At 59.2% G+C, this 20,672-nt stretch carries 20 protein-coding genes; 7 read left to right on the forward strand and 13 right to left on the reverse strand.

Features of this window, described 5'->3' with window-relative positions:
- Positions 1 to 141: 141 nt before the first annotated feature.
- Positions 142 to 1,146, reverse strand: coding sequence for a zinc-dependent alcohol dehydrogenase family protein (locus ACR0EV_RS23750; protein ID WP_480802372.1), 1,005 nt, complete (start codon positions 1,144 to 1,146; stop codon positions 142 to 144).
- A gap of 102 nt (positions 1,147 to 1,248) precedes the next feature.
- Here ACR0EV_RS23750 and ACR0EV_RS23755 point away from each other — a divergent pair, with 102 nt between their 5' ends.
- From ACR0EV_RS23755 to ACR0EV_RS23775, 5 genes are all read left to right on the forward strand, one after another.
- Positions 1,249 to 2,121: a LysR family transcriptional regulator gene (locus ACR0EV_RS23755; protein WP_480802373.1), complete on the forward strand. Its 873-nt coding sequence runs from the start codon at positions 1,249 to 1,251 to the stop codon at positions 2,119 to 2,121.
- 102 nt (positions 2,122 to 2,223) lie between these two features.
- Positions 2,224 to 3,168, forward strand: coding sequence for an alpha/beta fold hydrolase (locus ACR0EV_RS23760; RefSeq protein WP_480802374.1), 945 nt, complete (start codon positions 2,224 to 2,226; stop codon positions 3,166 to 3,168).
- 45 nt (positions 3,169 to 3,213) lie between these two features.
- Positions 3,214 to 4,188 carry a haloalkane dehalogenase gene (locus ACR0EV_RS23765; protein WP_480802375.1) on the forward strand — a complete coding sequence of 325 codons (975 nt, stop codon included), beginning with the start codon at positions 3,214 to 3,216 and terminating at the stop codon, positions 4,186 to 4,188.
- 11 nt (positions 4,189 to 4,199) lie between these two features.
- Entirely contained in the window at positions 4,200 to 4,514 is a 315-nt protein-coding gene (locus ACR0EV_RS23770; RefSeq protein WP_480802376.1) for a DUF1330 domain-containing protein, read from the forward strand.
- A 30-nt stretch (positions 4,515 to 4,544) separates the two neighbouring features.
- A complete protein-coding gene (locus ACR0EV_RS23775) occupies positions 4,545 to 4,943 on the forward strand; it encodes an MAPEG family protein (protein ID WP_480802377.1) in 399 nt (132 codons plus the stop codon).
- Between the two features lie 64 nt (positions 4,944 to 5,007).
- On the opposite strand, the gene ACR0EV_RS23780 is transcribed toward ACR0EV_RS23775, so the two are convergent.
- A complete protein-coding gene (locus tag ACR0EV_RS23780) occupies positions 5,008 to 5,598 on the reverse strand; it encodes an SDR family oxidoreductase (RefSeq protein WP_480802378.1) in 591 nt (196 codons plus the stop codon).
- Between ACR0EV_RS23780 and ACR0EV_RS23785 the strand changes: the two genes are divergently transcribed.
- Entirely contained in the window at positions 5,509 to 6,159 is a 651-nt protein-coding gene (locus tag ACR0EV_RS23785) for a substrate binding domain-containing protein (protein WP_480802379.1), read from the forward strand. The two genes, ACR0EV_RS23780 and ACR0EV_RS23785, sit on opposite strands and share 90 nt — an antisense overlap.
- 520 nt (positions 6,160 to 6,679) lie before the next feature.
- Here the strand turns inward: ACR0EV_RS23785 and ACR0EV_RS23790 are convergent.
- Together ACR0EV_RS23790 and ACR0EV_RS23795 are read right to left on the reverse strand one after the other, a co-directional pair.
- Positions 6,680 to 7,381, reverse strand: coding sequence for an SDR family oxidoreductase (locus ACR0EV_RS23790; RefSeq protein ID WP_480802380.1), 702 nt, complete (start codon positions 7,379 to 7,381; stop codon positions 6,680 to 6,682).
- 119 nt (positions 7,382 to 7,500) lie between these two features.
- Positions 7,501 to 8,262 carry a GntR family transcriptional regulator gene (locus ACR0EV_RS23795; protein ID WP_480802381.1) on the reverse strand — a complete coding sequence of 254 codons (762 nt, stop codon included), beginning with the start codon at positions 8,260 to 8,262 and terminating at the stop codon, positions 7,501 to 7,503.
- Positions 8,263 to 8,856: 594 nt separating this feature from the next.
- On the opposite strand from ACR0EV_RS23795, the gene ACR0EV_RS23800 reads away from it, so the two are divergent.
- Complete coding sequence (locus ACR0EV_RS23800; protein WP_480802382.1) at positions 8,857 to 9,780, forward strand: LysR family transcriptional regulator; 924 nt, start codon at positions 8,857 to 8,859, stop codon at positions 9,778 to 9,780.
- A gap of 7 nt (positions 9,781 to 9,787) precedes the next feature.
- Here ACR0EV_RS23800 and ACR0EV_RS23805 read toward each other — a convergent pair whose 3' ends face one another.
- The 9 genes from ACR0EV_RS23805 to ACR0EV_RS23845 form a co-directional block, all read right to left on the reverse strand.
- On the reverse strand, positions 9,788 to 11,014 hold the full coding sequence (locus ACR0EV_RS23805; RefSeq protein WP_480802383.1) for a DUF4147 domain-containing protein: 1,227 nt from the start codon (positions 11,012 to 11,014) through the stop codon (positions 9,788 to 9,790).
- Positions 11,015 to 12,109, reverse strand: coding sequence for a DUF4432 family protein (locus ACR0EV_RS23810; protein WP_480802384.1), 1,095 nt, complete (start codon positions 12,107 to 12,109; stop codon positions 11,015 to 11,017).
- Between the two features lie 66 nt (positions 12,110 to 12,175).
- The gene (locus tag ACR0EV_RS23815) at positions 12,176 to 13,255 is read right to left on the reverse strand and encodes a tartrate dehydrogenase (protein ID WP_480802385.1); all 1,080 of its coding nucleotides are present in this window, start codon (positions 13,253 to 13,255) and stop codon (positions 12,176 to 12,178) included.
- Positions 13,256 to 13,339: 84 nt separating this feature from the next.
- On the reverse strand, positions 13,340 to 14,818 hold the full coding sequence (locus ACR0EV_RS23820; protein WP_480802386.1) for an aldehyde dehydrogenase: 1,479 nt from the start codon (positions 14,816 to 14,818) through the stop codon (positions 13,340 to 13,342).
- A 41-nt stretch (positions 14,819 to 14,859) separates the two neighbouring features.
- Positions 14,860 to 15,576 carry a haloacid dehalogenase type II gene (locus tag ACR0EV_RS23825; protein WP_480802387.1) on the reverse strand — a complete coding sequence of 239 codons (717 nt, stop codon included), beginning with the start codon at positions 15,574 to 15,576 and terminating at the stop codon, positions 14,860 to 14,862.
- A gap of 118 nt (positions 15,577 to 15,694) precedes the next feature.
- The gene (locus tag ACR0EV_RS23830; RefSeq protein ID WP_480802388.1) at positions 15,695 to 16,555 is read right to left on the reverse strand and encodes an NAD-dependent epimerase/dehydratase family protein; all 861 of its coding nucleotides are present in this window, start codon (positions 16,553 to 16,555) and stop codon (positions 15,695 to 15,697) included.
- Positions 16,556 to 16,593: 38 nt separating this feature from the next.
- On the reverse strand, positions 16,594 to 17,565 hold the full coding sequence (locus tag ACR0EV_RS23835; protein WP_480802389.1) for an ABC transporter permease: 972 nt from the start codon (positions 17,563 to 17,565) through the stop codon (positions 16,594 to 16,596).
- A 1-nt stretch (position 17,566) separates the two neighbouring features.
- Positions 17,567 to 19,129: a sugar ABC transporter ATP-binding protein gene (locus ACR0EV_RS23840; RefSeq protein WP_480802390.1), complete on the reverse strand. Its 1,563-nt coding sequence runs from the start codon at positions 19,127 to 19,129 to the stop codon at positions 17,567 to 17,569.
- Positions 19,130 to 19,208: 79 nt separating this feature from the next.
- On the reverse strand, positions 19,209 to 20,405 hold the full coding sequence (locus tag ACR0EV_RS23845) for a substrate-binding domain-containing protein (protein ID WP_480802391.1): 1,197 nt from the start codon (positions 20,403 to 20,405) through the stop codon (positions 19,209 to 19,211).
- Positions 20,406 to 20,672: the final 267 nt, after the last annotated feature.

Here is a 20,672-nt window from a genome sequence, read left to right on the forward strand (position 1 = left end):
GCATCAAGTACAATCGTCGAAATCAATGAGTTTGGGCTTCTCAAGTCTTATCGCACCGTGGACTGGTCGACTTCAGCAATGCATTTCTCCAGGAATGCCAATCCAGATCCCGTTGGAAAGAATCGATTTCACGCCGAGGCGTCAAATCTCAACAACTAGTTTTCCAAGGTGTGTGTTGCCAGCCATGTGCGCATAAGCGTCAGGAACTGCACTAAGTGGGAAAACCCGATCAATAACAGGCTTCAATTCACCGTCCGCCCAAAGTGGCATCAAGAACTCAACGGCGGCCTTCCGACGTTCGGCGTGGTCAAGCAGGTGCCACACCAGATGGAAGCCGCGTATCGTGATCCCTTTCGTGAGGATCGGATAGAACGGCAAGCCAGGGATTTCACCGGACTGGAAGCCCATCAAAACCATCGTGCCTTCCGACACCAAAACTTCTGCTGCGAGGGCGATCATATCGCCGATAATGGAGTCGCACACCAAGTCGACACCTCGGCCGCCGGTGATTTCGCCAAGACGGGCCAAAAGATCTTCTTCCCCGGAGATAACGACATGGTCTGCACCCGCTTCCTTCAGTGCGGAAGCCTTCGCCATTGTTCGGGTTGTCGCGATGCTTACGGCACCAATCTGTCTGAGCACTTGAAACGCTGCGGTTCCGACACTGGAACTTGCGCCGGTAATCACAGCGGTTTTTCCAGATGCCTCGGCTGACAGGCCACCGGATTGGATGATCATGCCGTAGGCCGTAGCATAGGCCATCCAGAAAGCTGCCGCATCTTCAAAGCTGACGCCTTCGGGGATCGGCTCAAGAGCGGCGGCGGGAACGTTTGCCACCTCCGCAAGTGTACCGTATTTTGCCCAGTCCATCATGGGCAGAATGCAAACCCTGTCACCCTTGGAGAACGTGCTCACGCCTTCGCCAACAGCAAGGATTTCGCCCGCGCCTTCTGCGCCGATAGGTGCCGCAGGAATCGGCGGCTCAACGAGATATTGGCCCGCTACATACAACAATTCGGCACGGTTCAGTCCTGCGGCCCGCATCCGGACTTGAACTTCCCCGGGACCGGGAGCCGCAACATCCCTTTCCACCAGGACAATCTTCTCTGGCCCCCCGAGGGTATCAAATTGTGCAATCACCGGCATGGCGCAGTCCTTTCGCATCTGGTCATCGCCAGCCTATCGGTGCTATTTCGCTTTTTCATGGAGTGAATTGGCATCATTGTGGTGCAAAAATGCGAGGCCGCTTTGGATTGGGAAGATGTCAAAACGCTGCACGCTGTTGTCGAGCACAAGACTGTCCGCGGTGCTGGCGAGGCACTCGGAGTGCACCACACCACGGTTGGGCGCCGGATTGAGGCACTGGAATCGGATATTGGTACCAACCTTTTCAATCGCACGCCGGACGGGCTGTTGCTGACCGCAGCCGGCGAGCATCTATTTGCTGTCGCGCGGAGCTTCAGTGAAGCCCTGCTTGAAGCGGAACGCAGCATCGCAGGCCTTGACGATGAACTCGCTGGCCCCTTGGTGGTGACCATGCCGGAACCGCTGCTCACGCACCTTTTCGTGCCGGAACTCAAGTCATTCACCGCTCAGCATCCATCGATCGAACTGCGATTTGATCCGTCTTTGTCAATTCGGGATGTCGCGCGGCGCGAAGCCGATTTTGCAGTGCGGCTCGACAACAACCCGCCCGACACTTTGGTCGGCAAACGCCTCTACGCATACACGGAAGCGGCCTATGCCACAGCGGACTATTTGAAACGGGACCCCAAGAGTTACCGGTGGCTGGGCTGGGGCAGAGCGACGCAAGGCGCGCCTGAATGGGTGCGGTCGTCGGAATTTCCTGACAATCCGGTGTGGGGTGTGTTCCCGACAATCCCGGCGCAACAAGCGGCTGCCCGAGAGGGACTGGGCCTTGCCATTCTTCCCTGCCTCTTTGGCGATCCCGACCCACAATTGCGACGGGCGGGCCGCCGAGACCCCATGAAGAGCCGTGACATCTGGCTGCTGACGCATAACGACCTGCGCCAGACCGCGCGTGTCCAAGCCTTCATGCGATTTGCGGAGGACGTTTTGCGTCGCAACAAACCCCGTGTCATCGGCACGGCGCCCGAATAGTTCGCAAAAACGCACCAATTATCTGCAGAATCACTTCGTGATGCTGCGAATTTGTGCGGCTAGGATTGACGCAACGCTCACTACGTTGGTTCGGAGCCGCACATGCTTGATTCATCCTCAGGGGTTCATCCCCGCATCAAAGAGCTGGGACTCGAACAGGAATATCCGTTTGCGTCTCATTTCCTGCCCACTCCGATGGGGCAACTCCATTATCTGGACGAGGGCGAGCGCAACGAAAGATCACCGGTTCTGGCAATCCACGGCAATCCGTCCTGGTCGTTCCTTTATCGGAACCTCGTAAAAGGCCTGTCGACAGATCGGCGCGTGGTTGTCCCGGATCACATAGGCTTCGGTCTCTCGGACAAACCCGATGACGAAGCTGCTTATACGTTGAAGGCACATATTGACCACCTTGACGCGCTGGTTCTCGAACTGGACCTGACCAACATCACGCTTGTGATGCAGGATTGGGGCGGACCGATTGGACTTGGCGTCGCGGCGCGCCATCCCGATCGTGTCAAGGCACTGGTGGTGATGAACACGTTCGGCTTCTACCCGCCCGTTGACGGCATGAACCCCGAAAAGCTGAAACTTCCGCCGCCGCTCGTCATGATGCGTACTAGGGGATTAGGCGACTTCATGGTTCGTCGCCTCGGGTTTTTCGAGCGTCAGGTCATGACCATGGCGACTGCGACAAAACGCAAAGGGGCGATGAAGCGCGCCTACAGGGATATCTTTCGCGGCCCGGGTGAGCGGGCGGGGGTCATGGCCTTCCCGCGCATGATCCCGACCAATACGAGCCATCCGGCGGCGAAAATCCTGTTGCAGGAAATCGGCCCGTTTGTCGAACAGTTCAAAGGGCCTGCCCACATCTTCTGGGGCCTCAAGGATCCGCTCATTCCCATTGGTGCGCTGACAGCCTGGAGGAAACGCCTGCCGCAAGCTGCAGTCACCGAGTTCAAGACCGCCCGCCACTACTTGCAGGATGATGAACCGGACGCGCTCGTGCGCGGGCTGAAAACCTTCCTGCATGACAAGGCGGACTGATCCATCATGCACAAAACATCACTCACACATGACAAGGAGAAGACCATGAAGATGACGCGCCGCACAATGCTGCAGGGGTCGGCTGCTGCCCTCGCACTTTTTGTAACCCTGCCCGTTCAAGCGCAAGACGCCACGCCATCGGCCGAGATGCCCTTCGAGAAGAAATTCATCGAGGTGAACGGGTCCAATATGGCCTATGTCGATGAGGGCGAAGGACCTATTGTTCTTTTCCTGCACGGCAACCCAACGTCGTCCTACCTTTGGCGCAACATAATTCCATTTGCGTCAGACACCCACCGCACCATCGCGCCCGACCTGATCGGAATGGGCGATAGCGACAAACCGGACATCGACTATACTTTTGCCGACCATGCCTCATATCTCGACGGCTTCATCGAGGCCTTGGGCCTGAAGGACATCACACTTGTCATCCACGACTGGGGATCGGTTCTGGGGATGCGCTATGCGCGCTTGAACGAAAGTAACGTCAAGGCGGTTTCCTTCATGGAAGCAGGGATCCCGCCAGCCCTTCCCGCTCCAAGCCTGGAAGCCATGGGAGAACCAAGCTCGCAGCTCTTTGCGATGTTGCGTTCCCCGGCCGGGGAGGAAGCCGTGCTCCTGGGGAATTTCTTCGTTGAGGAGGTGCTTGGGAAATTGGCTGTTGCAACGCCCTTGTCAGAGGAGGTGCTGGATAAATACCGCGCGCCCTTCCCAACGCCCGAAAGCCGGAAGCCGACGCTGGTCTGGCCGCGCCAAGTCCCAATTGCCGGCGAACCTGCCGCTACAGCCGAGGTCATCACGGCAAATGGCGAATGGCTCTATTCGACAGACATCCCAAAACTGATGTTCCATGTAGCTCCTGGTGCCCTGATGCCGCCGCCGGTCGTTGAATATGTGAAGGCCAACGCATCAAACCTGGAAGATGTTTTCCTTGGACCGGGCGTACACTTTGTTCAGGAAGATCACCCAGACGCCATCGGCCGTGCTCTGCGCGATTGGCTTGGCCGGTTGCCCGCGTGAGGATGGACGAGATGGACCAAGAAACTCCCGTCTTCCTTCTGGCTGTCTTAAATGTCACGGACATGGCCAGCTTTCAAGCTGGCTATGTCGGCCCCCTCAAGGCCATCAACGAGCGTCACCGTGTCGAAACAGTAGTTGCGACGCCAAAACTTGCGGCATTGGAGGGAGCACCTGAGGCCAACGTCATTGCCATTCTGCGGTTCCCGTCACAGGACGTCTTGGACACGTGGTACGCCGATCCCGACTATCAGCCCCTCTTAGCGGCGCGGCAATCAGCAACTGACACCCGGTCCTCCTATCTCGTCTCGCTAACACAGATGGCATGACCGTCCTACCAAGAAGAAAGACCCAATATCATGTCGTTTGAAACCGCCCTCATTGGTTTCGCGCTTGTCACCATGACGGCGCTTACCATTGAAATCATCTATGCTTACGCCAGCCAGGGATTCGGATACGGTTTCTCGTCCAACCGACCTGTGGTTGAGCGCGGCCCACTCGGCTTGAGAATCCAACGCGCCTACCAAAATCAGGTCGAGTCCGCCGCTTACATCGTCCCCGTACTCGCCGGAGCCGCTTTGCTTGGCGTTACCGGTGAGGGCCCCGCACTGGCCGCCGCACTCGTAGTATTCGGACGCGTTGCCTTTGTCCTGCTCTACTACACGGGCATTCCGTTCATTCGCATTCTCGGATTCACATGTGGATCGCTCGGGTCTCTCTACCTAGCTGTCCAGTGCTTGCTGATCATCTCGGCCTAGCGTCCAGTGGCATTGCCTGAAAGATGTCAGACCAAACAGCACCGATTGGGCAGACCTGCGATCTTTAAATTGTCGCTCCTCCGTTTGCCAGAATGTGCTGACCAGTGACCCATGTGCCACTATTGCTAGCAAGAAACGAAACGACATTCGCAGTGTCTTCTGGCGAACCGAGACGGCCAAGTAGCGAGGATGCGGCGGCGGTTTTTCTCAGGTCCGGTCCCGCAAAGCTGAACATTCCGGGAATAGTCGGGCCTGGTGACACTGCGTTGACTGTGATCTGGCGTGATCCCAGTTCTTGTGCAAGCACCTTTACCCAGGTGCGTGCAATGACCTTGCTTCCGGCGTAGGCCGCCATACTAGGGCTCGGGAAGTCGGCAAGGGACGAAGAAATCACGATAATCCTACCGTGATCCGCAATGCTGCTTGCCGCCTGTCTGAGTACCTTGAAAGTGGCTAGGACATTTATGTCGATCGCGGTGTCCATTTGGGCATCACTGATGTCTTTGAATGCAGTGAGCGGCGCGCCTACGCCGGCGTTGGCGACAACAACATCGAGTTGGCCAAAATGATCAACGACGGCCCCGAACATCGTCTCAACCTCACGCGTTTTGCGCAAATCAGCTTGAACTGCGATGGCTTTTCCGCCGGTCGCCACAATTGCGGTGACACAGTCTTCTGCACCCGTGCGGTTCGTGCTCCAGTGAACAGCGAGGCCATAGACATCGCCATCCGCATCGGCCCCTTACCCGACACATCAGCCAGCGCGATCCGGCTCGGCGCGTTCGAACAGGTGCTCTGTGCTGCTCCGTCTTGGATCAAGGCCAACGACGCCATCGAACACCCGGACGATGTTTCGAAAGTGGTACCTATCACCTACAGGTTTCCGGGGTCGGCGGACGGCTATCCTTGGGCCTTCTCAAGAGGCGACGAGCGGGTCGAAATCCAGCCTTCGGCAAACATTCGGTTTGATGATCTCGATACCTACGTCGAAGCGGGTCACTCGGGGCTTGGACCGATCTGCGTGCTGTCCTTCCAGGCGGCGCGTGGTTTGAAGAACGGTGATCTGATCCCGATACTGCCTGGCTGGCGCGGCGCGACCATTGACGTCCATGCGCTCACCCCGGACCGCCGTCACAGGTCACGCCGCGTCGAAGTCGCGCTTGACTGGCTCAAGGATTGCATCGGTAGAAGAGGCGGCCTTGAGAATCCAGGATAGCGGACTTTCGTCGACTGTTCAGCAATCAGGAGGTGAGGCCTCACTGCCGACCTCGGATGCGGCGCGGCATTGACCCCTAAATAGGGGACCGAAAGGCGGTGGTATTTCGGGATATTGCGAATTTCGGTTCAGATCGGCGGAAGGCCAAAAAGAGATGAAAATCATGAATACTATGAAGTACGCTCAAGAGCTTTGAAATTGCGGATCAACTAATCGACTAACCGCAACAAAACCAACCTTATACCTCCGCTTGTACGCATCAATGGCTCTTACTCGGCAACAACGGTAATGGGGTGCGTGGATGGAGCCGATCATGAAGATCGAGATCGACGAGAACACGCAGTTCCCGTTCTTGCTGCCGCTTCAGTTCCATTTGGACTAGCGCGGGCCTGGCCGGTCCGACACGCCGGGATGCCGTCGCCGGCGGATGGACCGCGTACACTCGATCCGCCGTTCCCCGATCTCGGCGGCGAAGACGGGTCCGTGCCGGCGACACCGGAACGGACCCGCCTTGGGGCCGTTAGTGGTGGGGGTCGTAGTAGGGCTTGCGCGGCTTTGGGTAGATCGGGAGGTGCGGGATCAGGACATTCTCCCCTTGTTCGACCGCAAACATGAAGGCTTCGGCAACGTCCGTCGGCCGAAGGGCATCGGGCTTGGGCTGGTCGAAGAATGCCGTGTCCGTCATTCCGGGATGGAGACAGGTCACACGGCCACCGGAATCCCCAAGTTCTGCGCCAAGGTTGTCGGCATAGCCCCTGATGAACCATTTGGTGGCGGAATAGACCGAGCCCCATACCGTGCCTTGCGCCGCCAACGACCCGATCAGCACGAGATGGCCCTGCGTGGCCTTCAGATGTGGCAGAGCGTATTTGGCGGTGAGCGTGACGCCAAGGCAGTTCACTTCGATCATCTCGCGAAAGCTCTCGGGCGATCCGGCTTCCGTTCCCCTCGCGGAGGCGCCGAGCCCCGCGCTTGCCAGGACGACATCGATCCTGCCGAACCGCGCGACCGCCGCCTCGAACATCGCCTCCTGTGACGCCGCGTCCGTCACATCACATTCAAGAGCCAGCGCATTCTCGGCTCCAAACTCGTCCACGAGGGCATCCAGTTTCTCCTTCCGCCGCGCGGCCAAGACCACCCTGTGTCCCACCGCCACGGCAAGACGCGCGCAGTCTTCGCCAATTCCTGACGAGGCTCCGGTGATCAGCATGATTTTCGACAATGACGTAGTCTCCTTTGAAGGGCGAACCCTGCACCGAACGTGTGGGGTTCCATTTTCACTGCGTTGATTTCTGGTGAGGCAGACCTGCTCGGCCGAAGAACCGGAGCGGGGTCGGTGATCTAGCCGGCGACCTCGAATTGCCTGAGAAACCGCATCAGCGCGCGTGTCTCGGCTTCGGCGGCATCCTGATCGGAATCCGCGATCGCAATGAACCGGTTCCGATGGAGCTTTCCGACCTCGGCAATGTCCGAGCTTTCGTTCGCACAGGCATAGAAGATGCGGCGTGACATCGTGTGCGCGGACAGGAGGTGCTTTCTGAGAAATGGGTTGTCGACCATGTCGGTCATATGCTGGTAGCCCATGAGGCAAATACTCATGAAATCTCGTTGGTTATTGCGGAAGGCAGTCTTCAGCAATTCATTCGCGATGCGCGCAAGCATGGCCTTAGCATCGTCGGTTCCATGAACGATCGCTTCTCGTGTCGCAAGGCTCTCCAGAGCGGACCGCACCAACAGGATACGCCTCAGATCGCCGCGTCTGAAATCCTTCAGGACGATCCCCTTACGCCTGCGAAGATCGATCAGCCCCTCGGACTCCAGCAGGATGAGGGCGTCACGGACCGGCGTCCTGCCCATTTCTAGGGCGTCGCACAGGTTCTCGAGCGTGAAGTATCTTCCGGGTTGAATATCGTTGGAAACAAAGAGGGTCTCCACGACGTGGAAAGCCAGGTCGGATTGCTTGTGGTTCTTTGGCAGATAGACCGATGCAATCCGGTGATACTTCTTTGCCACTTCGCGAATCCGCTCCACCCATTGGGCGTCTGACTCGCCGCCATTCTCCTCGGCTCCATTTGTCCCGGGGTACTCGACACTGCTTGTCATCTTGGATCCACTTTGTCCGGACATTGGGGGCCTATACTGCGCATCACTAGGGGTCTGACCAGCCACGCTTGAGTGGTACAACTTGATTGTTAGAGTATCGCCGGCCTCTGGTCCATCTGGACGACGCCATCGAGGTCTGTGGGCCGTCGTCCGCGACGTGATCGGGTTCGCGGCGCACCGCGCGATTTCATCGCCGGACCGAAACGCCCGAGATCTCCCCCCGATTGTTCGACCGCCGACCCGTCTTGTGCGTGTTGCTGGCGCCGAGGCGCCTGAGCACAAAAGCGGTTCGGCCAAAACCGGGCTGCTTCGATCCGGGCTCATGCGAGAGACCTTCCACCTGCCCAAGCGCAATCGGGCATCGCACGCAGCTCATCTCTGCGAACCGCATGTATTCCGGGCCCGTCGTAAAGCCGCGAAGCGGGGACGGGTGGGGGATAGCCTGATACACGCCGCACCACTCGGTTCACGCGCCGCCTGTCTGCCATCACTGCCTCGCACTTGATTCACGTCGCCTTTAAATATATTTTAAAGGAGTCGCCGTGTCCATACCGGCAGCCTTGCTGTCCATGAGAGCCCATGAAAGCCGACTGAATGGAGTTAAACCAGCTTCGTAGCTTCATCGCCGTCTGCGAAGAGATGCACTTCGGGCGGGCAGCGCGGAACTTGGATATCCTGCCGTCGACAATCGGTCGCCAGATCCAGCTGCTTGAAGCGTCACTTGGCGTGAAGCTCTTCAACCGGACCACCAGAAGCGTAGCGCTCACAACCGAAGGCGCCTTCCTTCTCGAGGCGGCATCGGGACTTTTGGACCAGGCCGATCATGTTGCTCAAAACATGCGGGAGCTTTCGAACACGTGCAAGGACACGGTCCGCCTGGGCGCAATCGACAGCGCGGCTAGCGGGCTTGTGCCCATGTTGATCGCGGATGCCGGTCGCTTTCTGCCCAACCTCAAGATCGAGCTGCTTGAGGACAAGAGCGTTTCACTGATCCCACGCCTCTTCTCAGGTCGGATCGACCTTGCAATCATTAGGCCAAGAGCCAAGGCTCCGGCCGGTCTAAAGGTCCGGCACCTGATGAACGAAATCGGCGTGGTCGCGATCCCGTCATCACACAAATTAGCCCACAAGCGCCGCATCTCGATCGAAAACTTGCGGGACGAACCAATGATCCTGCCCGAGCGCAGACTGCGCCCCCACAGCCACGATCTGACCGTGAAGCTGTTCGCGGAGATCAGGGCCGTCCCGAACGTCCGGCAGTATGCGACCGAGAAATCCACAATCCTCAATCTTGTAGCCGCCGGCGTCGGGATCGCGATTGTGCCTCGCTGGACGGCCCGCCTCGGCTTTGAGGGCATTGAACTGGCCGAGCTGGAGGTAATGGGGAACGGGAGCAATTGCCTGCCCCTGGCGGCCGCATGGTCAAGAGAAGTCCGAGACGACGCCCGCGATTCACTCCTTGATCTTCTCATGTCCAATCTGCGCGAGTACTCCGAGGATCAATTGCAGCTGAGTTAAAGATATTTCATTTCGTGCGCAACGTGAGGACCAGGTCCATCACGTTTGTCCCTGTCACACCGCAGTCGAAACGGCAGCCTGCGCGCTCGAGCCAACTGCCGCTGTCAAAGTCCCTCATCGCCTCATCTCCGGCCGGCGTGCTGCCCCAGCTCGCTCCGTCAATGATGCCTCCGGCCGCTTGCGTGGGACCGTCTGTTCCGTCGGTTGCTCCAACGATGACATGGAGGTCCGGCCGCCCATCGATTTCCCGTGCAAGCGCCAGAGCAAGCGCCTGGTTCCGGCCGCCTGTCCCGACCTTTTTTCCCAATTGCACCGTCGGCTCTCCGCCATAGACGCAAACACCCACGGGTTGAGCCCTGATGCGCTCGCCCAATTGCTTGGCAACCGTCGCTACATCGCCGTAGAGGAGTTCGGCGTTTTCGTGAACCACGAGGCCGGCCTCAACCGCAGCGTCAGCCGTCGCCGAGCGTGCCAGGGCATTCGAAGCGATGATCTCGTAGCTGTAATCGAACTGGTGCTGTCCGCTTTCTGGCGGTGCGCCAATTCCGGAGCCTATGACGGTGATCTCGTCGCCCCGCACGTCTGACACCGCCAGAACCCTGACGCATTTGCCTCCGAAGCGCTCCAGCAGTCGCCCGCCCTTGATCGCGGAAATCGACCGGCGGGCGCGGTTCATTTCGTGTATCTCGTCCCCGGACCCAAGCAGGCGTTCCGTCAGCTCCTTGACGGCGCTCAGACTGCTTCCTTCGAGCGGATATTCAGAGATTGCCGAGGCCCCGCCGGATACGAGAAACAGAAGGTGATCGTCTTCACGGCAGGCTTCGACCTGGTCGATCAGCGCCTTCCCACCGATTATGCTGTTTTCGTCCGGGATCGGATGCCCGGCCTCGAGAACCGTCAGGTTTTCATGATCGTCGACAGATGCAATCTCCGAGGTCGCGTGGCCGTACTTGGTCAACACCAGGGTGGGAATACTCAGACCGTACAAGTCCAGCGCGGCCCTCGCCATGGAGGCCGCCGCCTTGCCAACCGCGATAATGCGATCCGGTGGGGCGGAGCCGTCGAACAAGGCTTGCGAAACAGTCAGATCGCCGCGCACGGAGGTGACGCCCGCGCCCCACAACGCGCGCAATCTTGCGCTTGCGCCGCTGGTGTCAGCCTCGTCCGACATCACAGTCGACAGCAAAGAAATGCGCTTTGTACCGGCTTCCATTGGTGAAACTGTTGATCTCATTCATACCAGCCACCACTGCTCTGCCAGGATCTTGTCTGAAACCTGCGACGCTTCCTCCTTCGACAAGACGCCGAAACGAAGCACGGCCACGAAAGTCGCGTTCGGCTCCAGAGCGACCAATCGGCCCTTCTTGCTCTCGGCGGTGTATCCGCCGACCTCGGCGGTTCCGGGCAGGACCAGACCTAGGGCATCCTCATCGCCGTTGCGCGTCATCCAACGGATCGCATGCGGCAACTGCTCGGGCCGATGCGACATGACATCCGCCGTCCCGTCCGGAAGGACCTGGAGCGCGTTGAACCAGCCGTCCTTGCCGGCTTCACAATCGATGCCGATCAGGTAGTCGACCTCAGCTCCCTCTTCGACGGACCGATGCTTGCCCGGCTCAGCGGTGAAAACCTTGAGCCAATCCGGCTGTTTGTCGGTCTCGCCAAGGGGCACGCGCGAGACCACACGCTGATTGGTGGTATCGTCGCTCACTGAATCGACGATCTTTGCTCCGTCCACCGGACGGAAATTCGTATGCGCCAGATACATGAAGTCCATCTTCTGGCGGCGCAGGTTCGTGATCTCGACCGTCATCTCGATGACAGACGATGCCTCCATCAGACGTATCCGCGGCTGGAACTCATAGTGGTGTCCAAAGGCCTCGACGTGCACGAAGCGGCCACTCAGATCGATGTAGCTACCGCGCGGCTCGGTTCCGAACGTCAGATAGGCATCCTGATATTGCGCGTTCGGAAGCTCACCGTGGAGAGGATGGGTGTCTTCGGGACCGGGAATGCCCATTGCACTTGCACCGCAGTGCAAGAAGAAGGCCCCATAATTCTCCACGTATTTCTCAGAACCGGTCGGCTCGTCAAACAGGGAGCCCATCGTAAGACACCGCCCATGAAAGACGGCGTCCCAGATCTGCTGACCGTGATACGGAAGAAAAATGATCTCGCCCGCTGCGTTCCGCACCCTCAAGGCCTTCACGCCCGAGCGATACCTGAACGCCGTCACGGACAGACCTTTCCAACGGATCAGCTCGCGCGGTGTTTCGCCAAAGTTCACGATTGCCAAGTCAATCGTCGTTGCATCGCCGTTTTCGGCCATCGGACAGATTCTCCCTGAGAAAGACTTTTGGACCTTGGTTGGTCAGACGGTCTGCACGACCTGGGCCTACTCCGACAACGCATCTATCACCGCCGCGGTGACGTCGCGTGTCCCGTGCTTGCCGCCAACATCCGGCGTCAGAATTCCTTGGCGGCAAACGTCCTCGATGGCCTGCATGAGCGACGCCGCTGCATTGGTTTCGCCGAGATGCTCAAGCATTTGGGCCATGGACCAGAACGTCGCGATCGGATTGGCAACTCCCTTGCCGACAATGTCGAATGCAGAACCGTGGATCGGCTCGAACATGGACGGATACCTGCGGTTCGGATCAATGTTCGCCGTCGGTGCGATACCAAGGCTTCCGGCCAGCGCCCCGGCAAGGTCCGACAGAATATCGGCGTGCAGATTGGTCGCGACGATCGTGTCAAGCGAGGTTGGATTCATCACCATCCGCGCGGTCATCGCATCGACGAGCATCTTGTCCCAGGTAACATCGGGAAATTCCTCGGCGATCTCATGGGCGATCTCATCCCACATGACCATGCCGTGACGCTGTGCGTTGGATTTAGTGACCACGGTCAGGAGTTTTCTCGGCCGGGACCGCGCCATCTCGAACGCGAAGCGCATGATCCGTTCGGTGCCCGATCGGGTAAAGATCGACGTCTCGGTTCCAACCTCGTTGCCAAAGCCGTTGTGGGTACGTCCGCCCTGGCCTGAATATTCGCCCTCGCTGTTTTCGCGGATCATTGCCCAGTCCAGCTCACCAGCCTTGATGTCCCGCAGCGGCGACGCGACGCCCTCCAGGTTCCGTGTGACCCGCACGTTGGCGTATTGGTCAAAGCCCTGGCAAATCGCCAGCCTGAGCCCCCAGAGGGTGATGTGATCGGGGACGTCCGAACTCCCGACCGCTCCGAACAGAATCGCGTCGTGATCTCTGAGCTGCTCGAGCCCGTCTTCGGGCATCATGCGGCCCGTATCGAGGTAGCGTTGCGAGCCCCAGTCAAATTCCGTGACGTCAAAGAGCAGCTCTCCGTGGCTCTTCTCGATCGCGGTCAGAACTTCAAGACCAGCAGAAATGACCTCTGGTCCGATGCCGTCTGCAGGCATCGCTGCGATCTTGTAGGACCGACTGTTTCCGGTATTCATTTTTCGTCTTGCTCCTTCAAAAAATGCCGAGCAGCATCAAGATTCTCTTGCGACCATGCCGCAGTGCCTTGTCGCTTCGGTTACTCAACGCATCACGAACGGGTTTGCGACCGAGTCGGCGGTTGAGATCATTACGCTCTTGGTGGTCAAATACTCGTCGATCGAGGCGCGCCCGTTTTCACGACCAATCCCGGAGCTTTTGTAGCCCCCGGTCGGCGCCATATAGCTGACGACTCGGTAAGTGTTGACCCAAACGGTACCCGCGTCGATCCCGGCGCTCATCCGCATCATGCGCCGCACATCCTGCGTCCAGACACCCGAAGCAAGGCCATAGGAAGAGTCGTTGGCAAGCGAGAGCGCCTCTTCCTCATCTTCGAACGGAATACAGGCCAGAACGGGGCCGAACACCTCTTCCTTCGCAATCCGCATCTTGTTGGAAACACCGGCGAAAATCGTCGGCTCAACAAACCATCCGGGACCCACTTCCTCCGGGTCCGGCCTGCCGCCGCCAAGGACGACTTCGGCGCCTTCGGTCTTGGCAACGTCGATGTAGTTCAGGACCTTTTCCAACTGCGGAATGGTCGTGACGGGACCGACCTCGGTTTCCCTGAGCATCGGGTCCCCGATGCGGGCCGCCCCGGCAAAATCGACGACCTTGCCGACGAATTCGTCATAGATCGACTTCTGTACAAGCAGGCGCGACCCGGCAATGCAGGTCTGGCCCGACGCCGCGAAGATGCCCGAGACGACCCCCTTCACCGCATTGTCGATTTCGGCATCGTCGAACACGATGTTCGGAGACTTACCGCCCAGTTCGAGGCTGACTTTCTTTAGATGCTTCCCGGCGAGTGCAGCGACATGTCGGCCCGTTGCCTCACTGCCGGTGAAGGCCACTTTCGAGACGTCGGGGTGGCTGGTCAGATGATCGCCGAACTCGGTGCCAAATCCGGTCAGAACGCTGAAGACCCCGGGCGGAAATCCTGCCTCCTCAACCAGCTTGGCAAATTCGAGCGTCGAGGCCGACGCGAATTCCGACGGTTTGACGATGAAGCAGTTTCCGGCAGCCAGCGCGGCGCCGAGCTTGTAGGACAGAAGCAGAAGCGGCGAATTCCAGGCGGTGATGCCGACACATACCCCAAGCGGCTCGCGACGCGTGTAGTAGAAGGTGTCGGGTTTGTCGATCGGGATGACGGAGCCTTCGATCTTGTCCGCAAGGCCGCCGAAAAAGTAGTACCATTGCGGAATGTACCGCGTCTGGAATGCCATCTCGCTGATGAGCTTTCCGTTGTCGCGCACCTCGATCTCAGCAAGTGCTTCCGAGTTCGCCGCGATGAGATCGCCGAGCCGCCGCATCAAATGGCCCCTGTCCGATGCCGACATCGTCGCCCACGGTCCATAGCGAAACGCATCTTTGGCCCGAGCAACCGCGAAATCCACGTCTTCCTTGCCCGCGCGCGGGATCAGCGCCCATGGCTTGCCGGTATAGGGGTTCACGCTTTCGAAGAATTCGCCGCTTTCCGCGTCGCGCCATTCTCCGCCGACGTACATCTTGTATTGTTTCACGTCTCTCTTCCTTCAAGTTAGGCGCCGCCGTGAGGCTCACGTCAGCAGTGCAATTCCGTAGCCAGCGACCCAAGATCCGAAACGATGAAGTCCCAGTCCTGATCTGGCGATAAATCTGTTGTCTGTCCTGGCCCGTACTCCGTCGGCCGTTCGACAAAGGCCGTGGCCAGCCCAAGCGCCCTGGCCGCCGCCAGGTCGTAATTGTGCGCCGCGCACATCAGGACCTGCTCTGGCTGAAGTCCCATCAGACTGCAGGCGCCGAGATAGGTTCGGGGGTCCGGCTTGTAGTGACTGAAAAGTTCGCAGGACAGGATCACGTCCCAAGGCAGGCCCGCTTCCTTCGCCATATCGGTAAGAAGGGACATGCTGCCATTCGACAGCGGCGCAATGACGTATCGGGACTTCAGGCGCTGCAGTCCCTCAACGCTGTCGGGCCAAGCATGCAATCGATGCCACACCCGATTGATGTGCTGGAATTGCTCATCGGTCAGGGACGGCGCGCCGACTTCCTCCAGCACCCATTCCAGGGCCTCGGCATGCAGCGCATCTAGGTTTCGCCACTCGATCTCGCCGCTTCGCACGCGTTCCTTTTGCGGTCCGTACTTCCCTCGCCATCGGTCGGCAATGTCGTCCCAACGAAGCTGCAATCCGTTCCGTTCGCCCCATTCCGTCAGATCGGAAACAATGCTCTCGCGCCAGTCCACGACGGTACCGAAAGTGTCGAACATGATCATCTTGATGTCGGATGGGGAGGTCAACTTCCTGAACTTCCTCTGTTATCCCGCAATGGGCATTCCTTGGGCGCGGGGGGGCCCGCGATGAATTCAGGCCCACCCGCCAGATCTTCCGTCGCCGGGAGGTTGGCGTTTGGAAGCCCTACTTCTTCAGGCTGTCGCGCCAACTGTGCTTTGGTTCGTATCCCAGGACACGCTTGGCCTTATCGATGGACAGGAGCGTCTCGTTGTCGCCGACCGGCCGCTTGAGCGGCACTTCCGGATAGCACTCCGCCAGCAATTCGCTGTTCGGTCGGCTCATTACACCGTCGCTATTGGCGATCACGAACGTGTCCATCCCGGTCGCGTCGTGCTCCAGGGCAAGCCGCGTGGCTTGGGCCCCATCACGGGCGTCGATATAGGTCCACAGGTTGAAGATCCTGCTGCGCGCATCCTTGTCGAACTCGGGGAAAGCTTCGTATTCCCAGGGCTCCATCACGTTGGAAAACCGCAGACACGTGATCTTCATGTTTTCGTCCCAACGGCAGATTTCCTTCGCAAGTTCTTCACCGATGTGCTTGGATAGCGCGTAGCTCGTTTCTGGCCGTGCCCTGTATTCTTCATCCACCGGCACGTAGGGCGGGTCAATCGCGTAGGGAATGCCGAGCAGCGTCTCGCTCGATGCCCATACGACGTTGTGGATGCCAAGGCGACGAGCCGCTTCAAAGACGTTATACGTGCTGATTGTGTTGATCCTGAACACATCACCGCTTGCGGCCAGGCCCGGCATGGGAATGGCTGCAAAGTGAACGATGGCGTCCGTCTTGCGATCATGGTCCCAGTCCATCCCCGACAGGGCCTCGATGGTCTGGCGCATGTCGGTGAAGTCAACCTCCATGAACGGGCAGAGGTGTTCTTCGGGGGGCTTCACATCGGCGTTGATCACACTGTAGCCGTGATCGACGAGCTCCTTGACGGTTGCCCTCCCCAGCTTTCCACTGCCTCCGGTGACGATTACTTTCATTTCCATCCTCCAATTTTCGTTTTTTATTTGTCCGCGCATCAGACTCGCCGGGCGATTGCCACCGCAAGCACGATCAGCATTCCGCGTGCGATAAGTTGTTGCGGGTACTGCAGACCCATCAGGATGAGGCCGTTGTTGATCACCCCGATCAAGAAGGCGCCCACGATCGCGCCGATCACGGTGGCGCGCCCGCCAAACAGGCTGGTGCCCCCAAGAACCACGGCTGCGATCACCGAAAGCTCGTCACCCTCACCAAGCTGAAAGCGTCCCGATTGCAGGCGTCCCGCATAGAGCATACCCGCCAGCGACGCGGCCATCCCCGAAATCAGCAGGACACGCAGCTTGATCCCCGCCGTGTTGATCCCGCTGTACCGGGCGGCTTGCTCGTTGCCGCCGGTGGCCAGCACGCGGCGACCGAACGGCGTCTTCTTCAGGGTGAAATGCGCCAGGCCCCCGAGGATCACGATCCAGAAGACGAGCACGGGGATCGGGCCGATATTGCCGGAGCCGAACAGGAAGATGAACGTGTTGTCCAGGATCGGAACCGGTGAGGTGTCGCTGACCCACATTCCGGTGCCCTTCGCGACACCCATCATACCCAGGGTGACAAGGAACGACGGAACCCCGACATAGGCGGTGATGGCGCCGTTTACTAGCCCCAAGATGATCCCCGTTGCGAGCCCCGCGAGGATACCCGCCGGCAAACCGTAGGCTGTGAGCGCCAGACCGCATGTCACCGATGAAAGGCCTGCGACCGCCCCCACTGAAAGGTCGATTTCACCGGCCCCCAGGACCATCGCCACCGCCATTGCCATGATCGTGATGATCGCGGTCTGGCGGGCAATGTTCAGCAGGTTGTTGGTGCTCAGGAACCCCCGGTCGCTCAGAGTGACGGCAAACACCAGAAAGATCGCCACGAAGGCAATGTAGACAACGTAGTCTTTCCAGTTCTCCTTGACCCAGCCCGCCAAATCGACGCCGCGATGGCCCTGTTGAGACTCTGAAACCATCTTAATTTACTCCCTGAATTGCCATCTGAAGCCCATGCTCCAGGAGCGCAGTTTCACTGTGAGCGGCGCCGTCGTCTTCGTGTGTGGACCAGGATTCGATCTCGTCGCGGTCGATCTTCCGTTTGAGCCGACCCCGACTGAAAACGATGATCCTGTCGCTTGCGGCAAGCAGCTCGGCCGGCTCGGACGAGATAATGATCACGCCCTTCCCCCGGGCCGCAAGATCTCGCATCAGCTCGATAATTTCCGACTTCGATCCGATGTCGACGCCCGCTGTCGGTTCGTCGAAAATCACCACATCGGGATCGAGCGAAAGCCACTTTCCAATCGCGACTTTCTGTTGGTTTCCACCCGACAGCGACTTCACGATCGTTGATGGTGCTTCGGCTTTTACCCGCAGCATTTCGATGATTTCGCTCGCGAGTTTCTGTTCGGCCCGCCGGTCAACGGACAGCCCGCGCATCAGCCGGCTGAGTTGCGGCAGGCTGGCATTCCTGTCGATCCGATCCTCGATATGAAGGCCTTCGAACTGGCGGCTTTCGGGAACAAGCACGATGCCGGCGTCGATCGCGTCTTTTGTCGAGCCAATCGACACAGGCTTTCCGCGAAGCTTGATGCCGCCCGAGACCACGCGGTCGATCCCAAACAGCGTTCGCGCCAGTTCCGTGCGCCCTGCCCCCATGAGACCGGCAACGCCCAAGACCTCGCCACCGAACAGATCGAAGCTCACGTCGATCGGTTTGCCTGACGATCCAGACAGATCGCGGACCTCAAGAAGTGGTTGACCGCTTCGATCGACAGGTCGTGCTCGATAGGTGAAGTTCGAGACACGCTTGCCGATCATGTTCTCGATGATGCTGTCCAGCGTGAAGTCGCTCAGCAGCCCGGAGACGACATTCTGACCGTCGCGAAGGATGGACACATGGGTCGCGATTTCCATGATTTCGTCCATGCGGTGCGACACGTAGATCACCGACACACCATTGGCGGTAATCTTCCGCAGGAAAGCGAAAAGGCGGTGCACCTCTTCCACGTTCAGGGCGGAGGTGGGCTCGTCCATGATCAGAACCTTCGCATTCTGGGAGATCGCCTTGGCAATCTCGACCATCTGCGCCTGCCCGATGCTGAGGTCCGACACCCGTGTCTTGGTGTCTACCTCGACGCCAAGTTCGGCGAGCAACTCGTGCGATTGGCGGGCGGCGGACTGATCGTCCGTGACAAGGCCCATTTTCAGCGGTTCGCGGTTGAGAAAGATGTTCTCGGCCACGGTCATGGAGGGGATGAGGCTCAGTTCCTGGAAGATCATGCCGACACCCATCGCGCCGGCGGCCTCCGGCGTAAACACCGACACCTCTTCGCCGAAGACCTTCACGGTCCCCGAACTGGGCGCGACAACGCCCTGCAGGATTTTCAGAAGCGTGGACTTGCCGGCCCCGTTCTCGCCCACGAGCGCATGGATGGATCCCTTCTCAATTTGGAGGTCCACACCCCGTAACGCTTTGATCCCGCCGTAATTCTTGTGAATTGCGGACATCTCGACCGAGCTCACAGTCTTTGCCGACATTGCGGTCCCCTCCCCATGCCAAGAAAATCGCTGCGCCGGGTGAGCGTGTGCTGACCCGGCGCAGGCCGTAGCGACAGTGTCAGCCGCCGTTGGCGGCGACAGTGTCAACGAGCAACTCAGGTGCCGCATCACCATTCGATTGCGGCCAAGCCTCGATCAGGTTCGGACGCGTCACGCCAAGCGCGGGTGCCACCACGTAGGGGGGTGCATGTTTCCCGATGAGCGAGTAGCCAGCCAAGGTCCCCGCGGCCAAACCGCATGGGTAGGGACGCTGCGAACCCGTTCCGCGCACGTAGCCGTTGCGGGCCATGTCGAGCGCGATGTTCAGGCCGAGGTCACACGTCGTTATAGCGAGATCCTGGGGGCTGCGGCCGCTTGTTCTGGCTGCCGAAAGCACTCCTTCGGTCGGCACGTCCCAGGCGGCCCAGATGCCGTCCAGGTCTTGGTGAGCCGTCAGCATACCAGATGCGATGCGCTCGCATTCCACTGCGAAATCCGGCCCGCCAAAGCCTTGGTTGGCGACGATCTCGATATCCGGGAAATCCGCAATCTGTTCGAGGAACCCGACTTCACGCTGAGTTGTCGCAAAGAGGTCCGAGGCGTGCGGAATGAGGGCGATCTTGCCCCTCCCACCTAGTTCCCGCGCCATCATCAGCGCGGCCATCTTGCCCATGCCCTTGTTGTCCGTGGCGACGTTGCTGACGAACTCTGTACCGTGCTCCATGTTGGCGCCGGTCTGATCGAAGAAGACCACCTTAATCCCCGCCGCGGCGGCCCGCTTGAAGGCATCCGACGTCGCACTCTGTTCGGCCGGCGTGGCTATGATGATCTCGGGCTCAAGCGCCATGACGGTTTCAATGTCATTCACTTGACGTTCGGCGCGATAGTCGGCGTCGGTCACGGCGATGACCTCGATGCCCAGATCGCCCAGCGACTCGCGGTGACCCGCCTGCTGTGCCCTAGCCCAATCGGTCGACGTGTAGTGGAACACCAGGGCGGCCTTGGCGCCCATCCCGCGGATCTCGTTCTTCTCGTCCTCAGTCAAACTTATTTCGCTCGTAAGAACGGCCGGCTCTCCGTACTGGCCCGGCGCGGGTGTCTGCTCGATCTCGGCGAACAGAGCGTCGAAATCGAGGTCCAGCTCGTTTGCGCGTGCGTGCCCGGTCCAGCCTGTTGCGCCAATTGCCGCGCCGACACCGGCGCCAACGCCAAGCTGCAATACTGTTCTGCGATCCATGCAGTGAAACATGGTGGGTCTAGGGTTGTGCTTTTTCATGAGGCCTCCTCCAGGACATTTCTAAAGCCACGTCTGAGACCAAACCTGCTTTCACAGGACTACGGCCCGACCGTACAAGGCGGAGTGCGGCACTCCCGTATTGCCTGCCGTCTGCTCCACACTTTCGACGAGTTCTTCGTCTGGCAATTCGACTATCGGGCTGGGCCTGAATGGGGTCAATTATATAGAATTTCGCAATAATCCGGGCATCGGATGGAACACCGCGCGGCCCTCAAATGGCCAAGGGTTTTGTCCTGATCGGTGCGG

This window comes from Ruegeria sp. CF8 (assembly GCF_056537285.1).

Coding starts and splice junctions, on each gene's coding strand:
- ACR0EV_RS23835 (WP_480802389.1), bottom strand. CDS start 17,565: ATGGTTTCAGAGTCTCAACAGGGCCATCGCGGCGTCGATTTGGCGGGC.
- ACR0EV_RS23795 (WP_480802381.1), bottom strand. CDS start 8,262: ATGACAAGCAGTGTCGAGTACCCCGGGACAAATGGAGCCGAGGAGAAT.
- ACR0EV_RS23750 (WP_480802372.1), bottom strand. CDS start 1,146: ATGCCGGTGATTGCACAATTTGATACCCTCGGGGGGCCAGAGAAGATT.
- ACR0EV_RS23805 (WP_480802383.1), bottom strand. CDS start 11,014: ATGAGATCAACAGTTTCACCAATGGAAGCCGGTACAAAGCGCATTTCT.
- ACR0EV_RS23830 (WP_480802388.1), bottom strand. CDS start 16,555: ATGAAAGTAATCGTCACCGGAGGCAGTGGAAAGCTGGGGAGGGCAACC.
- ACR0EV_RS23760 (WP_480802374.1), top strand. CDS start 2,224: ATGCTTGATTCATCCTCAGGGGTTCATCCCCGCATCAAAGAGCTGGGA.
- ACR0EV_RS23810 (WP_480802384.1), bottom strand. CDS start 12,109: ATGGCCGAAAACGGCGATGCAACGACGATTGACTTGGCAATCGTGAAC.
- ACR0EV_RS23765 (WP_480802375.1), top strand. CDS start 3,214: ATGAAGATGACGCGCCGCACAATGCTGCAGGGGTCGGCTGCTGCCCTC.
- ACR0EV_RS23785 (WP_480802379.1), top strand. CDS start 5,509: ATGATCAACGACGGCCCCGAACATCGTCTCAACCTCACGCGTTTTGCG.
- ACR0EV_RS23840 (WP_480802390.1), bottom strand. CDS start 19,129: ATGTCGGCAAAGACTGTGAGCTCGGTCGAGATGTCCGCAATTCACAAG.
- ACR0EV_RS23815 (WP_480802385.1), bottom strand. CDS start 13,255: ATGAATACCGGAAACAGTCGGTCCTACAAGATCGCAGCGATGCCTGCA.
- ACR0EV_RS23770 (WP_480802376.1), top strand. CDS start 4,200: ATGGACCAAGAAACTCCCGTCTTCCTTCTGGCTGTCTTAAATGTCACG.
- ACR0EV_RS23775 (WP_480802377.1), top strand. CDS start 4,545: ATGTCGTTTGAAACCGCCCTCATTGGTTTCGCGCTTGTCACCATGACG.
- ACR0EV_RS23845 (WP_480802391.1), bottom strand. CDS start 20,405: ATGAAAAAGCACAACCCTAGACCCACCATGTTTCACTGCATGGATCGC.
- ACR0EV_RS23800 (WP_480802382.1), top strand. CDS start 8,857: ATGGAGTTAAACCAGCTTCGTAGCTTCATCGCCGTCTGCGAAGAGATG.